Raw genomic sequence first — 18,469 nt, 5'->3', positions numbered from 1 at the left:
CTATGTTTGAGACAGAGTATGCAGAACATAAGAAACACTATCTATTAGAGTCTGAACATCCTTTAAGACATGCTCTTCATTTAGCTGTTGAGATTGGTCGAATTCGTACTAAAAAACATATTTTATACTCTATTGAATTAGGCAAAGAGGATTGTTTGGTCATTTCCTGGTATGAAAACTTAGGTATCGTTACGATAGATGATAAACGAATATCACCGGATATCAATACAACATTGATCTTGTTGAGAAGGCATAAGATTGAATTGAATCTTAATGATGTCGAGTTGGAATACTGCTTGATCAAGGGCAAGAAGATGTCCAGTGTTTTTGAGAAAGATTTTTATGTTCTGGATTCAACTGCGTATAAAAAAGTGAATTATTTCTTTAACTCGATCTATTCCAGCTTAACGAAATATAAAACTTGTGATATCTTTATGAACAGTTCCAGTGTGTATCGCTTCTATTCAGATGTGATCCATCTGAATATAGATAAAGACAATAAGAAATCTATATTGGTTAAAAAAGCTGTAGAGTATATTGAAGATCATTTCAAAGAAGATATTTGTCTGGATGATATTTGTAAATTTCTTGGTTACAGCAAATATTATGTTTTACATGTTTTCCAAGAAGTCATGGAACTTTCGGTGCATGATTTCATCGTTCGAAGAAGACTGACAGAAGTAAAGAGCTTGTTGTTAGAGGATCGATTGACAATTGAAGAAATTGCGCAAAGTTGCGGATTTAAGTCGGATATTGTGCTTTATAAGGCGTTTAAACGAATCTATTCTATAACACCTGGTCAATTCAAGAAGATGAATACCATGAAGATCGAAGAACAATAAAATTGAATCACTTATAAGGAAGTCAAGGGAATAAAGTAAAAGCTTTAACTGCCCCAGCAACCGTGATATGGACGATGATCAAAGCCACTGTGGAAATACGGGAAGGCGATCAGAGGATGAAATGAAGTCGGGAGACCTGCTTTCTTATAAACAGTTTTTTCTTCTGGGCTCAAGAAAAAGAGATTTCTTTTAATCTGCCCAAAAGGCAGATTTTTTTAGGAGGTGATGAAAATGGATTATTGTGCTTACAGTTTTCTAAAAGAAAGATCGAGTCAGTGCGATTATGAAATCATGACCGATCGTCTGGCAAGTTTTCTAGGTTTGTCTATGCACTATATCAAGCATATTGATCAAAAGGAACTCTTATTTTTATGTGAAACGATCTATCATGCCAATGGATCGATCCGTGGTAAAAATGCGATTGATGATAAAAGATTTCTACAAGTAGAACAGATCTATCAAAAGTATGAAAGACCATTTAAGGAATTCTATCTGCCGATTGGGTGCATTGGGGCAAGTTATCTTCATGTACTTAGAAGTGAATGTAAAAATATCGTTCGCTGGATCGTGAAGATCGAAGCTGAAAAACAGGTGGATAAAAAGATCTATGATCTATTTAATCTTTTGGCCAATCTGTTTTTCTATATGGCTCTGTATGAAAATGAACAAGAAGGATTTGAAGAAAAGGTGTTTGTCTCTAAGTCGTATGAGGTTGTTTCATGACAACACGTGACATGGTATTGTGTGCTATCCTGGGGGCGATTCAATTTATTGCCTTTACCTCCCTTTCTTTCGTGATGTATCTTGAGGTCATCACTTTATGTACTTTTGTGATCGCAATGAGCTTTTCAACCAGGCAAGCGGTAATCGGATCTTTGATCTTTACTGTGATAAATATGTTCATCAAAGGCGTAAATCCCTGGAATGCCATGTATGTTTTGGTGTATCCAAGCTATAGTTTGATCATAGGTCTGAATAAAAATAGACTCGTAAAAAGAAAGATCTATCCGATCTTGTTATGTGGATTTTTTTCCTTTTTAACCGGACAGCTCTTACAATTACCATTCCTATTGTTCTCTAAACAAGTTACAGTTTTATATTTGATCTTGGGGTTACAGGTTTCAATTCCACAGGGACTAATCAGCGGCGTTGAATATTCCTTGATTGGAAATAAATTAGTTGAATTTTTAGAAAAATTACAGAGGAGATATTGATGTCAACTCCTCATCCTCTAAAGGCAGCGGTTTTCTGCCGCAAACGAAAGGATTTTACTTATGAAAAAGAATATTTTATTAATGAGCTTGTGTGCCGGAATGATTTTAACCGGCTGTTCTTCACAAAGTGATACAGATTCTTCTGTAAAGGAAGTGTCTTTAGACATTGTCGTAAAAGATGAGGTCAACGACAAAGAATTGTTTAATGAAACATTGACCAAAGAAGGAAATATTGAAAACTTGTATGACTTTTTGTCTGAATGCGATGAATTAGAAGTTGTATTTGAAGACGGAAGCTATGGTGCATACATTGATTCCATGTTAGGTTTAAAACAAGATTTTGATAAAGGTCCATGGTGGCTGTACTCCAGTGAAACCAATGAAACTTGTAAAGAAGCAGGAATGTGTCCGGCTGTACAAGATTTAGAAATCAGCGATGGAGATCAGTTTGTATTCTCTTATACCAGTGAATAGACTGATCATGAAAAGGGTATAAGACTGCTATTGTGAATCGATCATGCGCGAACAGGTACTAAAAGCCAGGCCGCTCTGTCTCTGAGTTGCCTGGCTATTGTTTAGTGTTTTTTTATAAAAGTGAACCGGTCAACGAATTAAATTCGATCTTTGAATTTCTCATAGAAAGCGTCTTGTTCTTTTTTGAACAAGCAAACCAAATCTTCGATATCTCCTGTTTCTTTTCCTTTTTGCAGAGCAAAATGATAAACCGATTCATTTTCATTGTGAATCCAAAACGGTATTCTTTCATTCTTTAGACATTCTTTGAAGAGAACGATCCGACCGATCCGGCTGTTTCCTTGAAAAAATGGCAAAATCTTTTCCATTTGCACATGAAAGCGTGCCATATCTTCTAAAGAATGCGAATCTTTCTCATTATAATTCCGAATCAAAGACTCCATCGTCTTAACCAGTTCTTCTGGCAGCGAGTCCTCCTTTTGATTGATATTACTGTATTCCCCGGCAAAATTGAGCGTGCGGGTTACCCCGTTACGCAAACAAAGATGATACTTCTTTAACAGATTATGTGATAAAGAATTCGATATCGTCATCAACATTTCATCAAACATTTGAAAATGACCAGTGATCTCTTCAACATCCAATAGATGCACTGGTTTCACATCTGGTAAAATAAGTCCGTCTAAAAACAGCGAGCGCACTTGTTCTAGCGAGAGTCCTCCGCCTTCAAGACGGTTAGAATGATAGGCAAACTCAATCTGGATCTGACCATAGATTCCTTGCGTATAGTGCTGTTTGTATTCTTGAATCAAATTTTGCTTTATCACTTGAGAGAATTCTTTTGCTTGCATTCCGTTCATTCCTTTCTAAATCAGTTACTCTTATTATAAACCCCATTTTACCCACTTAACGAAATCTTAACCTAAAGATTTTCTTAAGAACATGAAACAGCATACTTTTATTGGTTGGAAACTAAAAAACGCAACACAAGTTGCGTTTCATAGTTTATGCGGATTCCTGATTGGCAAATTGGGAATGATAGAGCTTTTCATAGAATCCTTTTTTTGCCAATAAAGATTCATGCGTTCCTTGCTCGATGATATTTCCATGCTGCAGTACAAGGATAAGGTCAGCGTTTTTGATCGTCGATAACCGGTGTGCAATCACAAAGCTGGTACGATTGGCCATGACACGCTGCATCGCTTCCTGAAGCATCTTCTCTAAACGCGTATCCACAGAACTGGTCGCTTCATCTAAAATCAGGATCTGCGGATCTTTTAAAATAGCCCGGGCAATGGTTAATAACTGTTTCTCCCCTTGTGAGATATTGTTTGCTTCTTCGTTCAGCTGTGTATCATAGCCCTGACTCAATGTGCGAATGAAATGATGAACATTGGCCATCTTGGCGGCTTCGATCACTTCATCTTTCCGGGCATCTCTTCGCCCGTATCGGATGTTGTCATAGACCGAACCATTAAACAGCCAAGTATCCTGCAACACCAAAGAAAACAAAGAGCGCAAGCTTTCTCGAGGCATATCCCGAATATCTACACCATCGATCTTGATGGCTCCGCCTTTGACATCATAGAAGCGTAATAACAGATTCATCAATGTGGTCTTTCCTGCCCCTGTCGGGCCCACAATGGCCACCATCTGTCCCGGTTTGACATCAATATTGACATCGTGCATCAAAAGCTCTTCATCATAGCCAAACTGAACATGTTCAAATTTTACCATGCCTTTCACATCATGCAGTACGATTGGATTCGGATTTTCCAAAACCTCTTCTTCCTCTTCCAGCATACCGAAGATTCGCCCCATGCCCGCAAAAGCAGACTGCACTTGACCGGATAATTGCGAAATCGAAGAAAGCGGCTCATTGATCTGCCAGATATACCGGATAAATGCCTGCAAGTTTCCTACCGTGATGACTCCCTGTATCACAAAAATACAACCTAATACAGCTACCCCGCCAATCGCCAGATAAGTGCATAAAGAAATCAGCGGTGCAATCAAGCTCGAAACAAATTGGGCCTTAAAACTGGCATTGCACATTCTCTCATTGACATCCTCGAATCGTTTGATGGCATCTTCTTGCTTGCCATAAAGGATGATTTCGTTGAATCCGCCATACATTTCAGTAATCGTTCCATTCAGTTCTCCCAAGGTTGCCTGTTGTTTTTCAAAAAGACGCTGTGAATGACCGACAACAAACTTAGTTATGATCAATGAGAATGGAATGATCAACAAGGCAATGACACTCATCCATATATTGATCCGCAACATCATTGTGATCACAAAGATAAACGTCAATATACCGCCAAAAACGCGAGTCAGCGCTTGTTGAAGAGCATTGCTTAAGGCATCGACATCATTGGTCACCTTACTTAAAAGATCCCCAAACGGATGGTCATCAAAATAACGGACCGGCAATCGCTGGATCTTTTTCTGCAAAGCATTTCTTAAATCGTGCATCGTCCCCTGAATCGCATCGGTCAAAAAGAATGTCGTGATCAATTGAGAAACCGTCTTTAAAAGATAAAGCCCCATCAAGATCATCATGATGCGAAAAATCACATCAAAATGAACGTGTGCTCCAGGAACCTGGTCTAAGATCGCAATCGCATCCTCCGTCAATTGAGAAGTAATCATTCCTTCCACCATCGGATTGAGGGCAAAAGCCCCTTGTGTGATCACGATCATGACGAGGGCAATGATGGCTTTTGTGCGATACGGGCGCATAAAAGACAATAACCCCTTGATACAGTTTTTCGTGCTTGCTTTTCGATTAAGCATAGGCAAGCTCCTTTTCGCTCAACTGCGATAATGCGATCTCCCGATAGATCGAACAATTCTCTAATAACTCCTTATGCGTACCATATCCGGCCACTTTGCCCTCGTTTAAAACTAAAATATGGTCCGCATCCATAATCGTCGAAACTCGCTGTGCTACGATCATCATGACCGCATCCTTCACTTCTGGCTTTAAAGCCTTCCGCAAACGAGCATCTGTCGCAAAATCCAAAGCCGAAAACGAGTCATCATAAATATAGATCTGGGGATGGCGAACCAATGCCCTTGTAATCGATAAGCGCTGTTTTTGGCCCCCAGATACATTGGTTGCCCCTTCTACGATTCTTTCTTCAAACTGATCCGGCTTTTCCTGAATAAAATCATAAGCCTGAGCCACTTTAGAGGCATGTTCTATCTCTTCTTGACTGGCATCTTTTTTTCCGAAACGAATATTATCCGCAATCGATCCCCTGAACAAGAATGCCTTTTGCGAAACATAACCGATCTTGGATCGCAGATCCTGTAAAGAATATTCTCGTATATCTTTTCCATTGATTCGAATCGACCCATCCGACACATCATAAAAACGAGGAACCAGACCAATCAAGGTACTCTTCCCTGAACCGGTAGAACCAATAAACGCAATGGTCTCGCCTTTTTTCACTTCAAACGAAATATGTTCCAATACCGGTTCTTCTCCATCCGGATAGACAAAAGTCACATCATCAAAAACCAAAGATTCAATATCAGTTAAGTCTTGCGGATTTTCAGGATCCAGAATCATCGAAGAAGAATCAAATACTGCTTGAATCCTTCGCGCAGAAACCGCTGCTCGAGGATACATCATAAACACGGTACAAAACAACATCACGGACAACATCGCATGGAACAAATATTCCATAAATGCGATCAACATACCCACCTGTAAAGTATTGGCATTGATCATACCTGCTGCCACATAATAGATTGCCAAAGCTGCCAAATTCATCACAAAAAAGAAGATGGGTTCTGTACTGGACATCAGCTTAAACAACGACCGGGACTGCTTCATAAAGTAGCGGTTCTCTTTATCAAAGCGCTCACTTTCATATGCATCATTATTAAACGAACGAATGACACGGATACCGGTCAAGTTTTCGCGGAAGATACGATTCAAACGATCTAAAGATGCTTGCTGCCTTTCACTGATTGGCGAAGAAAACTTTCCGACTAGAAACACACCCAAAACAATGACAGGTACTGTCGAGGCAATGATCAAAGACAAATTGAAGTTTGAACGAATGGTCAAAGTAAAACTGACAAAGATCATCACCGGCGTCAATAAAGCCGTACGCAAGATCACATTCAAAAACGTCATGATTTGGAAAGCATCGTTATTAGTTCGGGTAATCAGACTAGAAACTCCAAACTCATTCATTTGGGCGTGCGAGAAACTCTGAATCTTTCGAAAGACATCATTGCGGATGTCACGTGTCACAGATGTAGAGATTCTAGCGCAACAATACCCTAATAAAATCGTTCCTAAGACGCCAATCACCGAAATCAAGGCAATGATCAGTCCGGTGTGGATCAGGTACGCACTGTCTTGGCGAAGCACCCCTTCATCGATCATGTTCGAAATCAGTGTAGGAATCCCAAGCTCTGCCAAGGCAAAGCCAAAAACGGATAAGATATTTAAAAATACAAGTATCTTATACGCTTTCATATAGTGTAAAATCAGTCGCATAAAACCTCCTTGGTTCACACAAGTATTCCTATCCTAACATAGGATAGAAGATACATCAACACTCATAAAAAGCACAAAAAAGAGGTCATTAGACCTCTAATCGATATCAAAAGGATTCTGTTTAAAAATCTCCGCATGATTTTGGATCTTTGATGCCGGAAACGGATGATAATATCCTGCCAAACGGGTCCAGATGGTACATTCTTTCTGGCATTGAGGACAACGAAGTACCTGCCCTTTCTGATAGCCATGTTCCGGACAGACCGAATAAACAGGAGAAAAAACAAAATCATATAATGAAAAGGATCGAATAATCGTTTGAACCAAAGAGCGAACCGCCTTCCAATCCTCAATTTCCTGCATTAAAACAATCGAAAAATAAGTGCCTCCATTGTAAAATTTTTGAATTTTTTGTTGGATCTCCAAAGATGTGAACAAATCTTCTTCATTTTCTAATGGGAGCTGGGTGGAATTCGTATAACGTTCGATGGAACTGGTCGGCATATCGGGATACAATTCATGGTCTTTAGCCGCAAAGCGGACCGAAACACTCTCAGCCGGCGTCGCCTCTAAATTATAAAGACAATGTGTCTTTTCTTGTTGAAGAATCAAATGTTGACGAATAAAATCCAGAACTCGGACCGCAAAAGCCTGTGTATCCGGATCAGACATATCTTTGCCCAGCCAGGCAGCATTGAGTCCCACCTCGTTCATGCCGACGATTCCAATCGTTGAAAAATGCGAATCTAAATTAGAGATGAACTGGGCGCTACAAGGATACAATCCACTTTTGAAAAGCTTATTCAAGACTTGTCTTTTTATTTGTAAAGACCGGCAAGAAAGCTCCAGGATTTCTTGCAGCTGTCTGAAAAAATCTGCTTCGTCTTTTGCGAGATAGGCCAAGCGCACCAAATTGATGGTGACGGTTCCAATGCTCCCTGAATTTTCCGTATAAGTATAAAATCCCGGCTTTTGATTCCATAGGTGTTCATCGACCTTTCGATGATCGTTTTCCAAATCTTGATGAACAAAATAAACGGAACCATATTTCCCGGCACAGCGAAAAATGTTTTGGTACCTTTCATTTTCAAAATCAAAGTCATCCTGAATCATCACAGTCGGAATCGGAAATGGAAATCCATTTCCCGCTTCATCTCCTTCACACAAGATTTCAAAGAAGACATCTTGCAGTAATTTCATCTCTTCCTGACAATCTCCATAAGTAAAGTCCAACTGCTGGTTGCCGATCCAAGCCTTTTTACTGACCAAATCCGCAGGAACTTTCATATCAAACAAAACATTGCCAAAGGGAGTTTGCGATCCCCATCGCGAAGGAATATTAACTCCATAAATAAAGGCTTCCAAAGCCTTTTTTACTTCCAGACGATCCAAGCAATCCTTGCGGATGTAAGGTGCCAAATACGTATCAAATCCTGAAAAGCTTTGAGCCCCCGCCCATTCATTCTGCAAGATTCCTAATACATTGACCATTTGGTTGCACAAGGTCATCAAGTGTTTGGCCGGACGAGAAACAATCTGTCCCGGCTGAGTCTTGATTCCTTTTTGGATCAGCGACAACAAGCTCCAGCTGGCACTGTCTCCTGTCAACATATCAAGATCGTGAATATGGATCATTCCGCTGTCGTGCGCTTTTTCAATGGGTTCATCATAGACTTCACTCATCCAGTAATTTCGCGTGATGGCTCCTGAATTCGATAAGATCAGTCCTCCGACGGAATACAAGGAAGGTTGATCACTTTGGTGCGTACGTTCAGTATCATTCAAATAACTATCGACGATGTTTTTATAATCTAGTGTAGTATTTTCAATACGCCGTACATTTTCCCGCTGTTTACGATACAAGATATAAGATTTGGCAACTTGTATGTAGCCGGATTGAGAAAGAATCCGTTCAACACTATCCTGAATATCCTCCACCGAGACGATCCCATTTTGGATCTTCGGCTGGAAATCTGCACTTACCCGCAAGACCAGTAATTCAAAGATCTGAGGATCCGATGTGATCTTACAAGAATCAAACGCTTTTTGGATCGCATGAATGATCTTGGTCATATCAAAATCAACGATCGTACCATCTCGTTTTTCAACTTTCACAAAGATCCCCCCTTTAGTTTGATATTAGGTGTAATTTCTTGAAGTTTCGGTAATAGACTTTGTAACTCTTGATAAGTATACCCATGCAAATCTTTTTGAATCGATTCCATAGATTCATGGTATGTCCGCAGCTCGATAGAAGCAGCATCTTTTAGCCAAGAAATCATTTCGATCAGATCCTTTTGCGAATGAAACTCTTTAATGGGAAGGATCGTAAAGCGCACATCCAAATCACAGTGCAATAAAATATCAACCGATCTTTGGATCTTTTGGATCTCCGTTTGACCTACCCCTATCGATTGTCCATATTTTTCTGGTGTGTTTTTTAAAGACATGACCACTTGATCGACCAATTTTGCTTTGATCAGATCTTGCAGATGTTGAGGATACGATCCGTTGGTCTCTATCCGGATTTGATACCCCATCTTTTTAGCTTCCCGCAAAAAAGGATCCAGCTGTGCATGCATCAAAGGCTCTCCGCCAGTGATCACCAACTGATCTAAAACGTTTTGTCGTTTTTTTAAATATTGGAGGATCTTTGCCCCGGTAATTACACGAGAATCTTCTTTCAAGAAAATAAACCGGCTGCGATCACAGAAAGGACAGCGAAAATTGCAGCCTCCAGTCCAGACGATCGTCGACATTTTTCCAGGATCGATCTCGACATTCAATTTCTGATGATCGAAAAAAACGATATCCTCCTGATCCTTTTGTGCAAATTCCCGAGCAGAAACCACCATAGTCTTATAAAAGGTCGAAAACTTCTGCATATCCTCTTCCGGGATCGAAGCACTGATATGTTGCCACCAGGATGCCCGTATGCCGTAGATCTTATTCATGATCGAACGCGCCTTCTGTGTTGTATAAAGCTCTTTGGCACGCTTATCCCGCTTCGAAGACTGGACACGGATATAGCCCGTTTCCTGCAGCTTCTGGACTTGTTTAGTGATCGTTCCTTTATCATAGCCGCCTTCATAAGCAATCTGTTGTAACGATATCCCTTCATGCTCATAGATCAGAATCAAGATCGGCAATTGTGCATAAGTCAAAGATAACGATTGAAGCATTTTATCATAATATTTTTGGGTACTTCGATAAAGAATACTGATGTCCAATAAAAGATCGGTACTGTTCGACTCATTCATGCCCCCATTATAACAAACTCCCCCTGAAAGTGCATCCATACAAAAAAAGGGCTCTCGCCCTTTTTTAGATCTAATGCGGTTTGGCATCAAAACTCTCGTCTCGAACTACAACATCGTGAGCTCCGCCCTCTACGATACTGGTGCTGGAGACAAGTGTGACTTTGGCATTTTTTTGCAGATCCGGAATGCTTAAGCACCCGCAGTTGCACATGGTATGCGAAATCTTCGACAAAGTCAAACCTACGTTTTCATGCAGTGTTCCTGCATATGGCACATAGGAATCCACCCCTTCGACAAAACTCATCTTGCCTTCGCCACCGACATCATAACGCTGCCAGTTACGAGCACGGGCACTTCCTTCGCCCCAATATTCTTTCATATAGTTTCCATTAATGGATACAAGGTTGTTTGGTGCTTCTTTAAAGCGCGCAAAATAACGCCCTAACATCACAAAATCCGCCCCGAAGGCCAAAGCCAATGTGATGTGGTAATCATGTACGATCCCCCCGTCACTGCAAATAGGGATATACACTCCAGTTTCCTCAAAATATTTATCGCGCGCACGAGCTACATCAAGGGTTGCAGTCGCTTGCCCGCGGCCAATTCCTTTTTGTTCACGAGTAATACAGATGGAACCGCCACCGATTCCGATCTTCACAAAATCCGCCCCGGCTTCTGCCAAGAAGCGGAATCCATCTTCATCAACAACATTCCCCGCTCCCACTTTGACTGTATCGCCATACTTTTCTCGGATCCATTGTAACGTCTTTGCTTGCCAGCAAGAATAGCCTTCGCTGGAATCGATGCAGAGAATGTCGACACCGGCTTCGACTAAGGCAGGAACACGCTGTTCATAGTCACGAGTATTGATCCCGGCTCCTACGATATAACGTTTTTGTTCATCTAACAATTCTTTCGGATTATCTTTATGGCTGGCATAGTCCTTACGGAACACAAACGCTTTCAGTCTTTGATTCTCATCGACGATGGGCAGCTGGTTGAGTTTATGATCCCAAATCAGGTCGTTGGCTTCACTCAATGAAATATCTTCTTTGCCTACGATCAATTTTTCAAATGGCGTCATAAATTCTTTTACCGGTGTAGAAAGATCCATACGGCTCACACGATAGTCGCGGCTTGTTACGATTCCCACCAGTTTTCCATCTGCTTCTCCATTTTCAGTCACAGCCATCGTAGAATGTCCTGTTTTCTCTTTCAAAGCCAAAACATCAGCCAATGTAGCATCTGGACTGACATTGGAATCGCTGCCTGTAAATCCGGATTTGGTCGCCTTGACTTTGCGGACCATGGCGGCCTGTGATTCAATGGACTGTGATCCATAGATGAAGCTCACGCCTCCTTCACGGGCCAAAGCGCAAGCCATCTCTTCACCGCTGACCGCCTGCATGACGGCAGAAACCATAGGGATGTTCAAATGCAGAGAAGGTTGCTCTCCTTTTTTATATTTGACTAACGGCGTCGACAGATCGACATTGTCCGGGATACAATCTTCGGATGTATAACCCGGAATCAATAAATACTCACTAAAAGTTCGAGATGGTTCTTTAAGAAACTTCGCCATAGTTATCCTCCTTATTTGAAGTTATTGAAAATATTTTATGGTCTAGAACAAGGAGTGTCAAGACCAAAACGCCATCGGTGCCTTGCAGACGACTACACAATAGGGGGCAATGTTGATAAAACAAGAGTATTGCGAATTAATATTCCCGTTATCAAACAAGATTTCCAATTCCTCAGAGCTTTGATATGTGTAATGCTGCATGGTCGGATTGAAAAAGCAGATACAGAAATCCTGATCCTTTTTGACCTTATAGACCAGCACTTTTTGATCAATTTCCTCAAATCGCACATTCTCTAAGATCTCTTCTTTGGTCCTTAAACGAAAACACGGATGTCCTTTGCGGATCTTGATCAGCAACTTTGTATCTACGACGACAGGCATATGTTTATTTCGCAAACTATAATCAATATGGTTGTAATGATCGCTGCGATTATAACTGTTATCCAAATTATACTTGGTTCTTCCAAATTCTTGTCCGCAATGTAAGAAAGGAACTCCTTGTGCCAGCAGAACCAATGCATTTGCCAAAGATTGGCGCAGCATTAAGATTCCCCGTGATTCATTTTGACAACAAACTTGATTTTTATCCCATAAAGTATGATTGTCATGGCATTCGACATAGTTGATGGCTTTTTGCGGCGAATCAAACAGATCATTCAAGACGCCTCCGCCTAAGCATGTTTCCATCATATTGATCAGTGAAGTTTCTCCGTTGGAATAGCCTTTGATTTCCAAATCGCCATTGGATCCGCGGCATGTTTCGCGAAAGCGATCGTTAAAATGCCCGACATTTGGCATTTTATACTGATTCTGCATGGAAGCCCGCAAATCTTCGGAAACAAAACTTGGCATGTTCCAGCCTTCTCCATAGATCATGAAATCTGGTTTTAAATTCCGGCATTCTTTCGCGATCTCATTAATGAAAGTATAATCTAAGATCCCCATCAAATCGAATCGAAAACCGTCCACATCATAGCGCTCTACGATCATTCTGCATGTATCCAAAAAAAACTGTCGAGCCATCGGCGGCTGCGTATCAATGTCATTACCGCAAAATGATCCATTACTGAAGTTTCCTTCGGTATCCATCAGAAAGTAATAATTTGGAACTAGAACTTCTAAAGGATAGGTTGCTTTATTGTAGACATGATTAAACACAAGATCCAAATTGACACGAAGGCCCGCCTGATGACAAGCCTGGACAAGTTTTGCAAATTCTTCGATGCGGCATGTCGCATTTGTACAATCGGTGCTATAGCTTCCCTCCAGACAACGATGATGAACAGGATCATACCCCCAGTTGTAGAAGATCTTGGTATGCATTTCATCCACACTTCCAAAATCAAAGACTGGCAACAGCTGGATATGTGTAACACCTAAGGATTTGATATAACTGAATCCCGTATTCAAAGAACGTGTTGTCAAGTTTTCCTCTACAAACCCGACAAATGTCTTTGGATGCTGAATACCGATTCCGGGATCGGCACTCAGATCACGAATGCTGGCTTCGTATAAGATCGCATCTGTATTGGAATCCAAGGGTGGCAAAGAGACTTTGGGCGGCAAAGAAACCTGATCGAAAGATTGAACAACACTATATTGCGTATTCGGCCCACAAAAACAGTTATAAGGGTCGACTGTTTCTTGCCAGGCACCATTCACACGAACCATCAGCGTATAATGTGCATTTAAAAGATCTTGATTCACTTCTAATGCAAAAATTCCTTTTGCTTGACGCAACATCTCATAAATAGTTTCTTGCCCGTTCATAGAAAGCTTCAACAAGATCTTATGTGCCACAGGAGACCAGACCTTAAAAGTGGTTCTGTCTGGTGTGTATTGACAACCCAGATCCGAATATAAATAGGTGAATTCATCGTTAAATCTCTGTGTTTTGACGATATGCCCATATTGACAAAACGCTCTTTGGCAATGCTCATCATAAACAACATATTCTTCCCCGATATCTAAATCACCTAAAATCGATAAAACATATTTAGTGTATCCGCCTGGAAGATCTTGTTTTGATTGAATACGTAAAGGAATGATTTGGTCTTTTGAATCTTTGATATGAAAAATTCGTGATTGTCCATTAAAAAAATTATTGGACATATACACTTTCAAACAATCATAATCATCAAAATATGCTTCATATACTGTCTGCATCCTCATGGGATTCATCTCTCCTTTGAAACCATCAAAAACTACTCATATTTTAACATAGAACCTCAAAAAAATGATACACTACAGTCAATGGAGGAATGAATATGTCAACTTATCGAATCGAAGAAGATGTCCTGGGAAAAGTGAAAGTTCCTTGTGATAAATATTGGAAGAGCCAGACTCAGCGAAGTTTGGAAAATTTCCCGATTGGGAAAGAAACGATGCCAGAAAGTCTGCTCTATGCTTTTGCGTTGCTGAAGCAAGCCTGTGCTAAAGCCAATCTTGAATACGGAAAGATCTCTGAAAAACAGTATCAGGCAATCGATCATGTCACTTCGCAAATATTGAAAGGACACTATTTAGACCAATTTCCTTTACATATTTGGCAAACCGGAAGCGGGACGCAAACCAATATGAATTTCAATGAAGTCATTACCACTTTAGGAAACCAGTGGGCCAATGAAACAATCTTGCACCCCAATGATATTGTCAATTGTTCACAAAGCTCAAACGATACATTCCCAACGGCCTTGCATATGATGATGGCAGACAAGACGATATCGGAACTGATCCCCAGCGCTGAAAAGATGATCGCTTGTTTGCGAGATCTTGAAAAAGAAAACGAGGGAATCATCAAAATTGGAAGAACTCATCTTCAAGATGCGACACCGCTTTATTTCTCCCAGGAACTTAGCGGATATCGTTCTATGATCGAACACAGCCTGCAGCAGATCCAGGACAGTTTAAAATATGTCTGTGAACTGGCCATTGGAGCCACTGCCGTAGGAACTGGAATCAACTGTCCGAAGGGATTTGATCAAAAAGTTTGTTCGATCCTCAAAGAAAAGAGCGGAATCGAGTTCGTGCCAGACCCGAATAAATTTCATGCCCTTACCAGCAAGGATGCCGCCGTTTTATTATCTGGCGCTTTAAAGGGATTGGCGGCCAACTGCATGAAGATCGCCAATGACATTCGCTGGCTGGCCTCGGGTCCACGTTGCGGAATCCATGAAATCGAGATCCCGTCCAATGAACCAGGCAGTTCGATCATGCCAGGAAAAGTCAATCCGACACAGTGCGAAGCCTTGACCATGGTATGCGTTCAAGTCATGGGTAACGATGCCGCAATCGGAATCGCTGCCAGTCAGGGAAATTTTGAGCTCAACGTCTTCATGCCTTTGATTGCTTATAATATCGATCAGAGCATCCAGCTCTTATCCGATGCGATGGATTCCTTCCGTGAACGCTGTTTAAAGGGACTAAAGGCAAACAAAGAAGTCATGGATCAAAACTTGCATCACTCCTTGATGCTGGTCACTTGTCTGAATCCGATCATCGGGTATGAAAAAGCTGGAAAAGCCAGTCAATATGCTTATCATCATAATCTATCTTTAAAGGAAGCTATTTTAGAATTGGGCTATTTGACAGAAGAGGAATTTGACCAGTATGTCGATCCTCAAAAAATGATTTAAGAGAAGTCAAACCGACTCCTCTTTTTTTATAACATTGGTCCAAAGATTTTTAAAACTTTACGGAATTGGCGAACGAAGAAATGGACTTGTTTGCATTCTTCCAAAGTCACTTCATGCGAAACTTTAAAGATTTCTTTGAAATCTTTTTTGATATCCGTTATACAGTGCGTATCTCGCAAGAAAACTCCACACTCATAATGTAAGTAATACGAGCGGAAATCCATATTGACCGTTCCGACGATGGCACTTCGATCATCGCTCAAGGCAACTTTTCCATGAATAAAACCTGGCGAATACTCGTAGATTCGTACGCCTTTTTGGATCAAGGCATCGTAATTGGCCTTTGTGACTTGATAAACAACTTTTTTATCTGGAATGGCCGGCACTACGATACGAACATCCACCCCGCTGCTGACGGCCAGCTGCAAGTTTGTCACCATCTCATCATCCAAGATCAAATATGGGGTCGTGATCCAGAAATAATCTCTAGACGAATTCAATAAATTCAAATGCATGAATTTTCCCGTATAATTATCATCCGTCGGAGAATCACTGAAAGGAAGTACATACCCAGGCTGATCATAATGATCCTGGCGGTTGCCCTTCAAGACAAAAGAATCATACTGTGTTGGATGTTCAGATTGATAATTCCAGATCTGTAAAAAAGATATGATAAAGGTTTCAACGGCAGGTCCCTTAATACAAACCCCCATATCTTTCCAATGTCCGAACCTTTCTTTTGTGTTGATATATTCATCCGATATATTACAGCCGCCTGTAAAAGCAACTTTGCCATCGACCACCAAGATCTTTCGATGATCCCGGTTATTCATTTGGATCGCAATTTGCGGTTTCATGGGGTTAAAACGATGCGCCTTGACACCACGTTCATTGAGCCAGCGATCATAGTGTGCCGGCAAGTATGTTATCGTTCCAAAATCATCATAGATCAAGCGAACATCGACACCTTCACTTGCCTTATCCAACAAGATCTGTAAAATCGTATTCCACATCACACTTTTATTGATGATAAAAAATTCCAGGAAAATAAAAGATTTGGCCTTGGAGAGTTCTTTAAGAAAAGCCTGGAACTGTTCCTCACCCGTTGGAAAATAACAGACATCGCAATGATCATAGATAGGAAAATACCCGTTGGACCATGCCAACGAAGCCATTTTGTCCAAAACGTAATCGTCTTTTTCGCGCATGATCACCCGCATGCTCTGTTTGGCATAGCGCTGGTAATCATAAGCTGCCTGACGGTCTTTGATCATCAGTTCTTTCGGGATCTTTCGCGCCCCGAACAAAATATATAACAAGCCTCCGAAAACAGGCATAAACATGATCACTAAAACCCACAGCAGTTTACTAGAAGAATCAGAATCTCGATTGATAACTTGAACACTGATGAAAAAACTCAACAGAACCAACAAGAAATAGATTCCGAAAAAGCGTCGCGAAAACCATGTGATCAACAAGATGAAAAGCCCCAGTTGAAACAGAAAAGAAGCTGCAATCAAAAAAGGCTTCGATTTGACGAAACGTAATAATTTATGCATAACTGGATTTTAGACCAGTAAAGAAAAAAACTCAAGGACTTGCCCTTGAGTTTAAGGAAATCTTAAGAGTTGTATGTATCCGAAACATATCCCGTAAAATAGAGGAAAGTGCCTTCGCCTTGATAAGATCCCGGTCCCGGATGAGACAAACTGCACGAATAAGAAGTAGAAGATTCGGTCATCGCAAAGGAAAAAAGTCGTTGGGATGAAGACTGGAGCTCAAAGGTCTCCGGATAACTGCCGCAGAAGGATCCGTCTTCAGGCACCAGCAAAATCGGCTCTCTTTCAAACTCATAATATGTAGACTGGTCTCCCTGAATCAAAAATGAAAACGTGGATGTATCCGGGTTTCTGCCAAATTTGATCAAAATCGTAGATCCAGGTACTTGAACCGTGCCACTAAAGAATAAAGAAAAGGCATCGTCATCATAGCGATAACCTTCAAAGTGGAAATAATCAAAGGTTTCCAATTTTGTCAGCTTCATCGTACCAATGACTTCATTGTCTTCATAAAACTGTTCTTCATCTTGGCGATACTGTTCCAAAATTTCAGGATCCGACTGCGAAGTTTGCGATGTACAGCCTACCAAAAAACAACCTAAAAGAAGACCCCAAAACATCGTTTTGATTTTCATGATGCTCCTCCCCTTTCTAAACTTGGGAAAAAGACAGACACAAAAAGGCATATCGCCCTGAAAAGTCCCCAAGATCTTTTTGGAAGTCCGTGAAGGAATAAGATTGATCTTCTTCATAAAAAGCCATAATAGGAACAAAAGAACTTTCTTCTACTTGAATAAAGGAGACTGGGGAATACGCCAATCCTGAAACGTCTAAATCATAATTAAAAGTAGTAGAACGTGGTTCTGGTCCTACAATTTCAATATATAATGCACAGTCTGACTCACTTATCCCAAAAAACAAATCAACAGGTTCATCATAAATTTGTATAGTATGCGATAAAGATTTTATCCATTGAGATTCCTTCCATTCAAACATGGTCACATCAAAAGAAACAAAGCTGGAAGGATCAGTGATTTCAAAATAGGAAATAGGACCATAGAAATCAGAAAAAGTCTGATAGCTCTCGCTGAATAGTGCATCAAAACTAGAAACGTTACGATGTTCAATAGAGACAGTAGTCACCGAAGAACAGGCTGTAAAAAGAAAGAGGAAAAAAAACAGAAAGGATCTTTTTAAAAAAGTCATGTCCTCACCTCCCTATCAACACCATGATAGCGGAAGGGGACAAGAAAAACAAACAACGGACCGATCCGACCATCCATAAGACCGAAAAAGCCAAAAAAAAAGGACCCGGCAACGAGCTATGTTCGCAGGGGCAAGCCCAACTATCTTCGCCGCGGAAGTGCTTAACTTCTGAGTTCGG

Annotated in this window: 15 protein-coding genes and 1 riboswitch; of the genes, 5 read left to right on the top strand and 10 right to left on the bottom strand. The window is 40.8% G+C overall.

From position 1 onward, the window contains the following. The first annotated feature begins 2 nt into the window (after positions 1-2). The 4 genes from HNQ43_RS07025 to HNQ43_RS07010 all read left to right on the top strand — a co-directional run bounded on the left by HNQ43_RS07025 (position 3) and on the right by HNQ43_RS07010 (position 2,530). Positions 3-842, top strand: coding sequence for a helix-turn-helix transcriptional regulator (locus HNQ43_RS07025; protein WP_183376240.1), 840 nt, complete (start codon positions 3-5; stop codon positions 840-842). A 2-nt stretch (positions 843-844) separates the two neighbouring features. Continuing rightward, positions 845-1,000, top strand: a riboswitch (cobalamin riboswitch). Between the two features lie 73 nt (positions 1,001-1,073). Continuing rightward, a complete protein-coding gene (locus HNQ43_RS07020) occupies positions 1,074-1,565 on the top strand; it encodes an ATP:cob(I)alamin adenosyltransferase (RefSeq protein ID WP_244957055.1) in 492 nt (163 codons plus the stop codon). Beyond that, entirely contained in the window at positions 1,562-2,056 is a 495-nt protein-coding gene (locus HNQ43_RS07015; RefSeq protein ID WP_183376236.1) for a cytochrome B, read from the top strand. Before HNQ43_RS07020 ends, HNQ43_RS07015 begins: the two co-directional genes overlap by 4 nt. Before the next feature lie 60 nt (positions 2,057-2,116). Next, positions 2,117-2,530 (top strand): DUF4430 domain-containing protein, encoded by a 414-nt coding sequence (locus HNQ43_RS07010; RefSeq protein ID WP_183376234.1) that lies wholly within the window; start codon positions 2,117-2,119, stop codon positions 2,528-2,530. Positions 2,531-2,667: 137 nt separating this feature from the next. On the opposite strand, the gene HNQ43_RS07005 is transcribed toward HNQ43_RS07010, so the two are convergent. The 7 genes from HNQ43_RS07005 to pulA form a co-directional block, all read right to left on the bottom strand. Continuing rightward, positions 2,668-3,390, bottom strand: a complete 723-nt coding sequence (locus HNQ43_RS07005) for a Fic family protein (protein ID WP_183376232.1) — start codon at positions 3,388-3,390, stop codon at positions 2,668-2,670. 145 nt (positions 3,391-3,535) lie between these two features. After that, on the bottom strand, positions 3,536-5,326 hold the full coding sequence (locus HNQ43_RS07000; protein ID WP_183376230.1) for an ABC transporter ATP-binding protein: 1,791 nt from the start codon (positions 5,324-5,326) through the stop codon (positions 3,536-3,538). After that, positions 5,319-7,049: an ABC transporter ATP-binding protein gene (locus tag HNQ43_RS06995; RefSeq protein ID WP_183376228.1), complete on the bottom strand. Its 1,731-nt coding sequence runs from the start codon at positions 7,047-7,049 to the stop codon at positions 5,319-5,321. The genes HNQ43_RS07000 and HNQ43_RS06995 overlap by 8 nt, the downstream gene beginning before the upstream one ends. Before the next feature lie 96 nt (positions 7,050-7,145). Next, positions 7,146-9,164, bottom strand: a complete 2,019-nt coding sequence (locus HNQ43_RS06990) for a ribonucleoside triphosphate reductase (RefSeq protein WP_183376226.1) — start codon at positions 9,162-9,164, stop codon at positions 7,146-7,148. After that, entirely contained in the window at positions 9,161-10,309 is a 1,149-nt protein-coding gene (locus HNQ43_RS06985; RefSeq protein ID WP_183376224.1) for an anaerobic ribonucleoside-triphosphate reductase activating protein, read from the bottom strand. Before HNQ43_RS06985 ends, HNQ43_RS06990 begins: the two co-directional genes overlap by 4 nt. A gap of 70 nt (positions 10,310-10,379) precedes the next feature. Next, on the bottom strand, positions 10,380-11,891 hold the full coding sequence (locus HNQ43_RS06980) for an IMP dehydrogenase (RefSeq protein ID WP_183376222.1): 1,512 nt from the start codon (positions 11,889-11,891) through the stop codon (positions 10,380-10,382). 57 nt (positions 11,892-11,948) lie between these two features. After that, entirely contained in the window at positions 11,949-14,072 is a 2,124-nt protein-coding gene (gene pulA, locus HNQ43_RS06975; RefSeq protein WP_244957054.1) for a type I pullulanase, read from the bottom strand. Positions 14,073-14,158: 86 nt separating this feature from the next. Between pulA and fumC the strand changes: the two genes are divergently transcribed. Beyond that, positions 14,159-15,526, top strand: coding sequence for a class II fumarate hydratase (gene fumC / locus HNQ43_RS06970; RefSeq protein ID WP_183376220.1), 1,368 nt, complete (start codon positions 14,159-14,161; stop codon positions 15,524-15,526). Between the two features lie 26 nt (positions 15,527-15,552). Here the strand turns inward: fumC and cls are convergent, their stop codons facing one another. From cls to HNQ43_RS06955, 3 genes are all read right to left on the bottom strand, one after another. Then, positions 15,553-17,085, bottom strand: a complete 1,533-nt coding sequence (cls, locus tag HNQ43_RS06965) for a cardiolipin synthase (protein ID WP_183376218.1) — start codon at positions 17,083-17,085, stop codon at positions 15,553-15,555. A 62-nt stretch (positions 17,086-17,147) separates the two neighbouring features. Beyond that, complete coding sequence (locus HNQ43_RS06960; RefSeq protein WP_183376216.1) at positions 17,148-17,720, bottom strand: hypothetical protein; 573 nt, start codon at positions 17,718-17,720, stop codon at positions 17,148-17,150. A gap of 16 nt (positions 17,721-17,736) precedes the next feature. Continuing rightward, positions 17,737-18,291 (bottom strand): hypothetical protein, encoded by a 555-nt coding sequence (locus HNQ43_RS06955; protein WP_183376214.1) that lies wholly within the window; start codon positions 18,289-18,291, stop codon positions 17,737-17,739. Positions 18,292-18,469: the final 178 nt, after the last annotated feature.

The sequence above is a fragment of the Faecalicoccus acidiformans genome (assembly GCF_014202635.1).
GTDB classification, from domain to species: Bacteria; Bacillota_I; Bacilli_A; order Erysipelotrichales; family Erysipelotrichaceae; genus Faecalicoccus; species Faecalicoccus acidiformans.
Note: the sequence above shows the minus strand (reverse complement) of the source record. Positions and strands in the feature narration are given on the sequence as shown.

Excerpts from the sequence above, each read along its gene's own strand:
- HNQ43_RS07025 (WP_183376240.1), top strand. The coding sequence starts at position 3 with ATGTTTGAGACAGAGTATGCAGAACATAAGAAACACTATCTATTAGAG.
- HNQ43_RS07020 (WP_244957055.1), top strand. The coding sequence starts at position 1,074 with ATGGATTATTGTGCTTACAGTTTTCTAAAAGAAAGATCGAGTCAGTGC.
- HNQ43_RS07015 (WP_183376236.1), top strand. The coding sequence starts at position 1,562 with ATGACAACACGTGACATGGTATTGTGTGCTATCCTGGGGGCGATTCAA.
- HNQ43_RS07010 (WP_183376234.1), top strand. The coding sequence starts at position 2,117 with ATGAAAAAGAATATTTTATTAATGAGCTTGTGTGCCGGAATGATTTTA.
- HNQ43_RS07005 (WP_183376232.1), bottom strand. The coding sequence starts at position 3,390 with ATGAACGGAATGCAAGCAAAAGAATTCTCTCAAGTGATAAAGCAAAAT.
- HNQ43_RS07000 (WP_183376230.1), bottom strand. The coding sequence starts at position 5,326 with ATGCTTAATCGAAAAGCAAGCACGAAAAACTGTATCAAGGGGTTATTG.
- HNQ43_RS06995 (WP_183376228.1), bottom strand. The coding sequence starts at position 7,049 with ATGCGACTGATTTTACACTATATGAAAGCGTATAAGATACTTGTATTT.
- HNQ43_RS06985 (WP_183376224.1), bottom strand. The coding sequence starts at position 10,309 with ATGAATGAGTCGAACAGTACCGATCTTTTATTGGACATCAGTATTCTT.
- HNQ43_RS06980 (WP_183376222.1), bottom strand. The coding sequence starts at position 11,891 with ATGGCGAAGTTTCTTAAAGAACCATCTCGAACTTTTAGTGAGTATTTA.
- pulA (WP_244957054.1), bottom strand. The coding sequence starts at position 14,072 with ATGAATCCCATGAGGATGCAGACAGTATATGAAGCATATTTTGATGAT.
- fumC (WP_183376220.1), top strand. The coding sequence starts at position 14,159 with ATGTCAACTTATCGAATCGAAGAAGATGTCCTGGGAAAAGTGAAAGTT.
- cls (WP_183376218.1), bottom strand. The coding sequence starts at position 17,085 with ATGCATAAATTATTACGTTTCGTCAAATCGAAGCCTTTTTTGATTGCA.
- HNQ43_RS06960 (WP_183376216.1), bottom strand. The coding sequence starts at position 17,720 with ATGAAAATCAAAACGATGTTTTGGGGTCTTCTTTTAGGTTGTTTTTTG.
- HNQ43_RS06955 (WP_183376214.1), bottom strand. The coding sequence starts at position 18,291 with ATGACTTTTTTAAAAAGATCCTTTCTGTTTTTTTTCCTCTTTCTTTTT.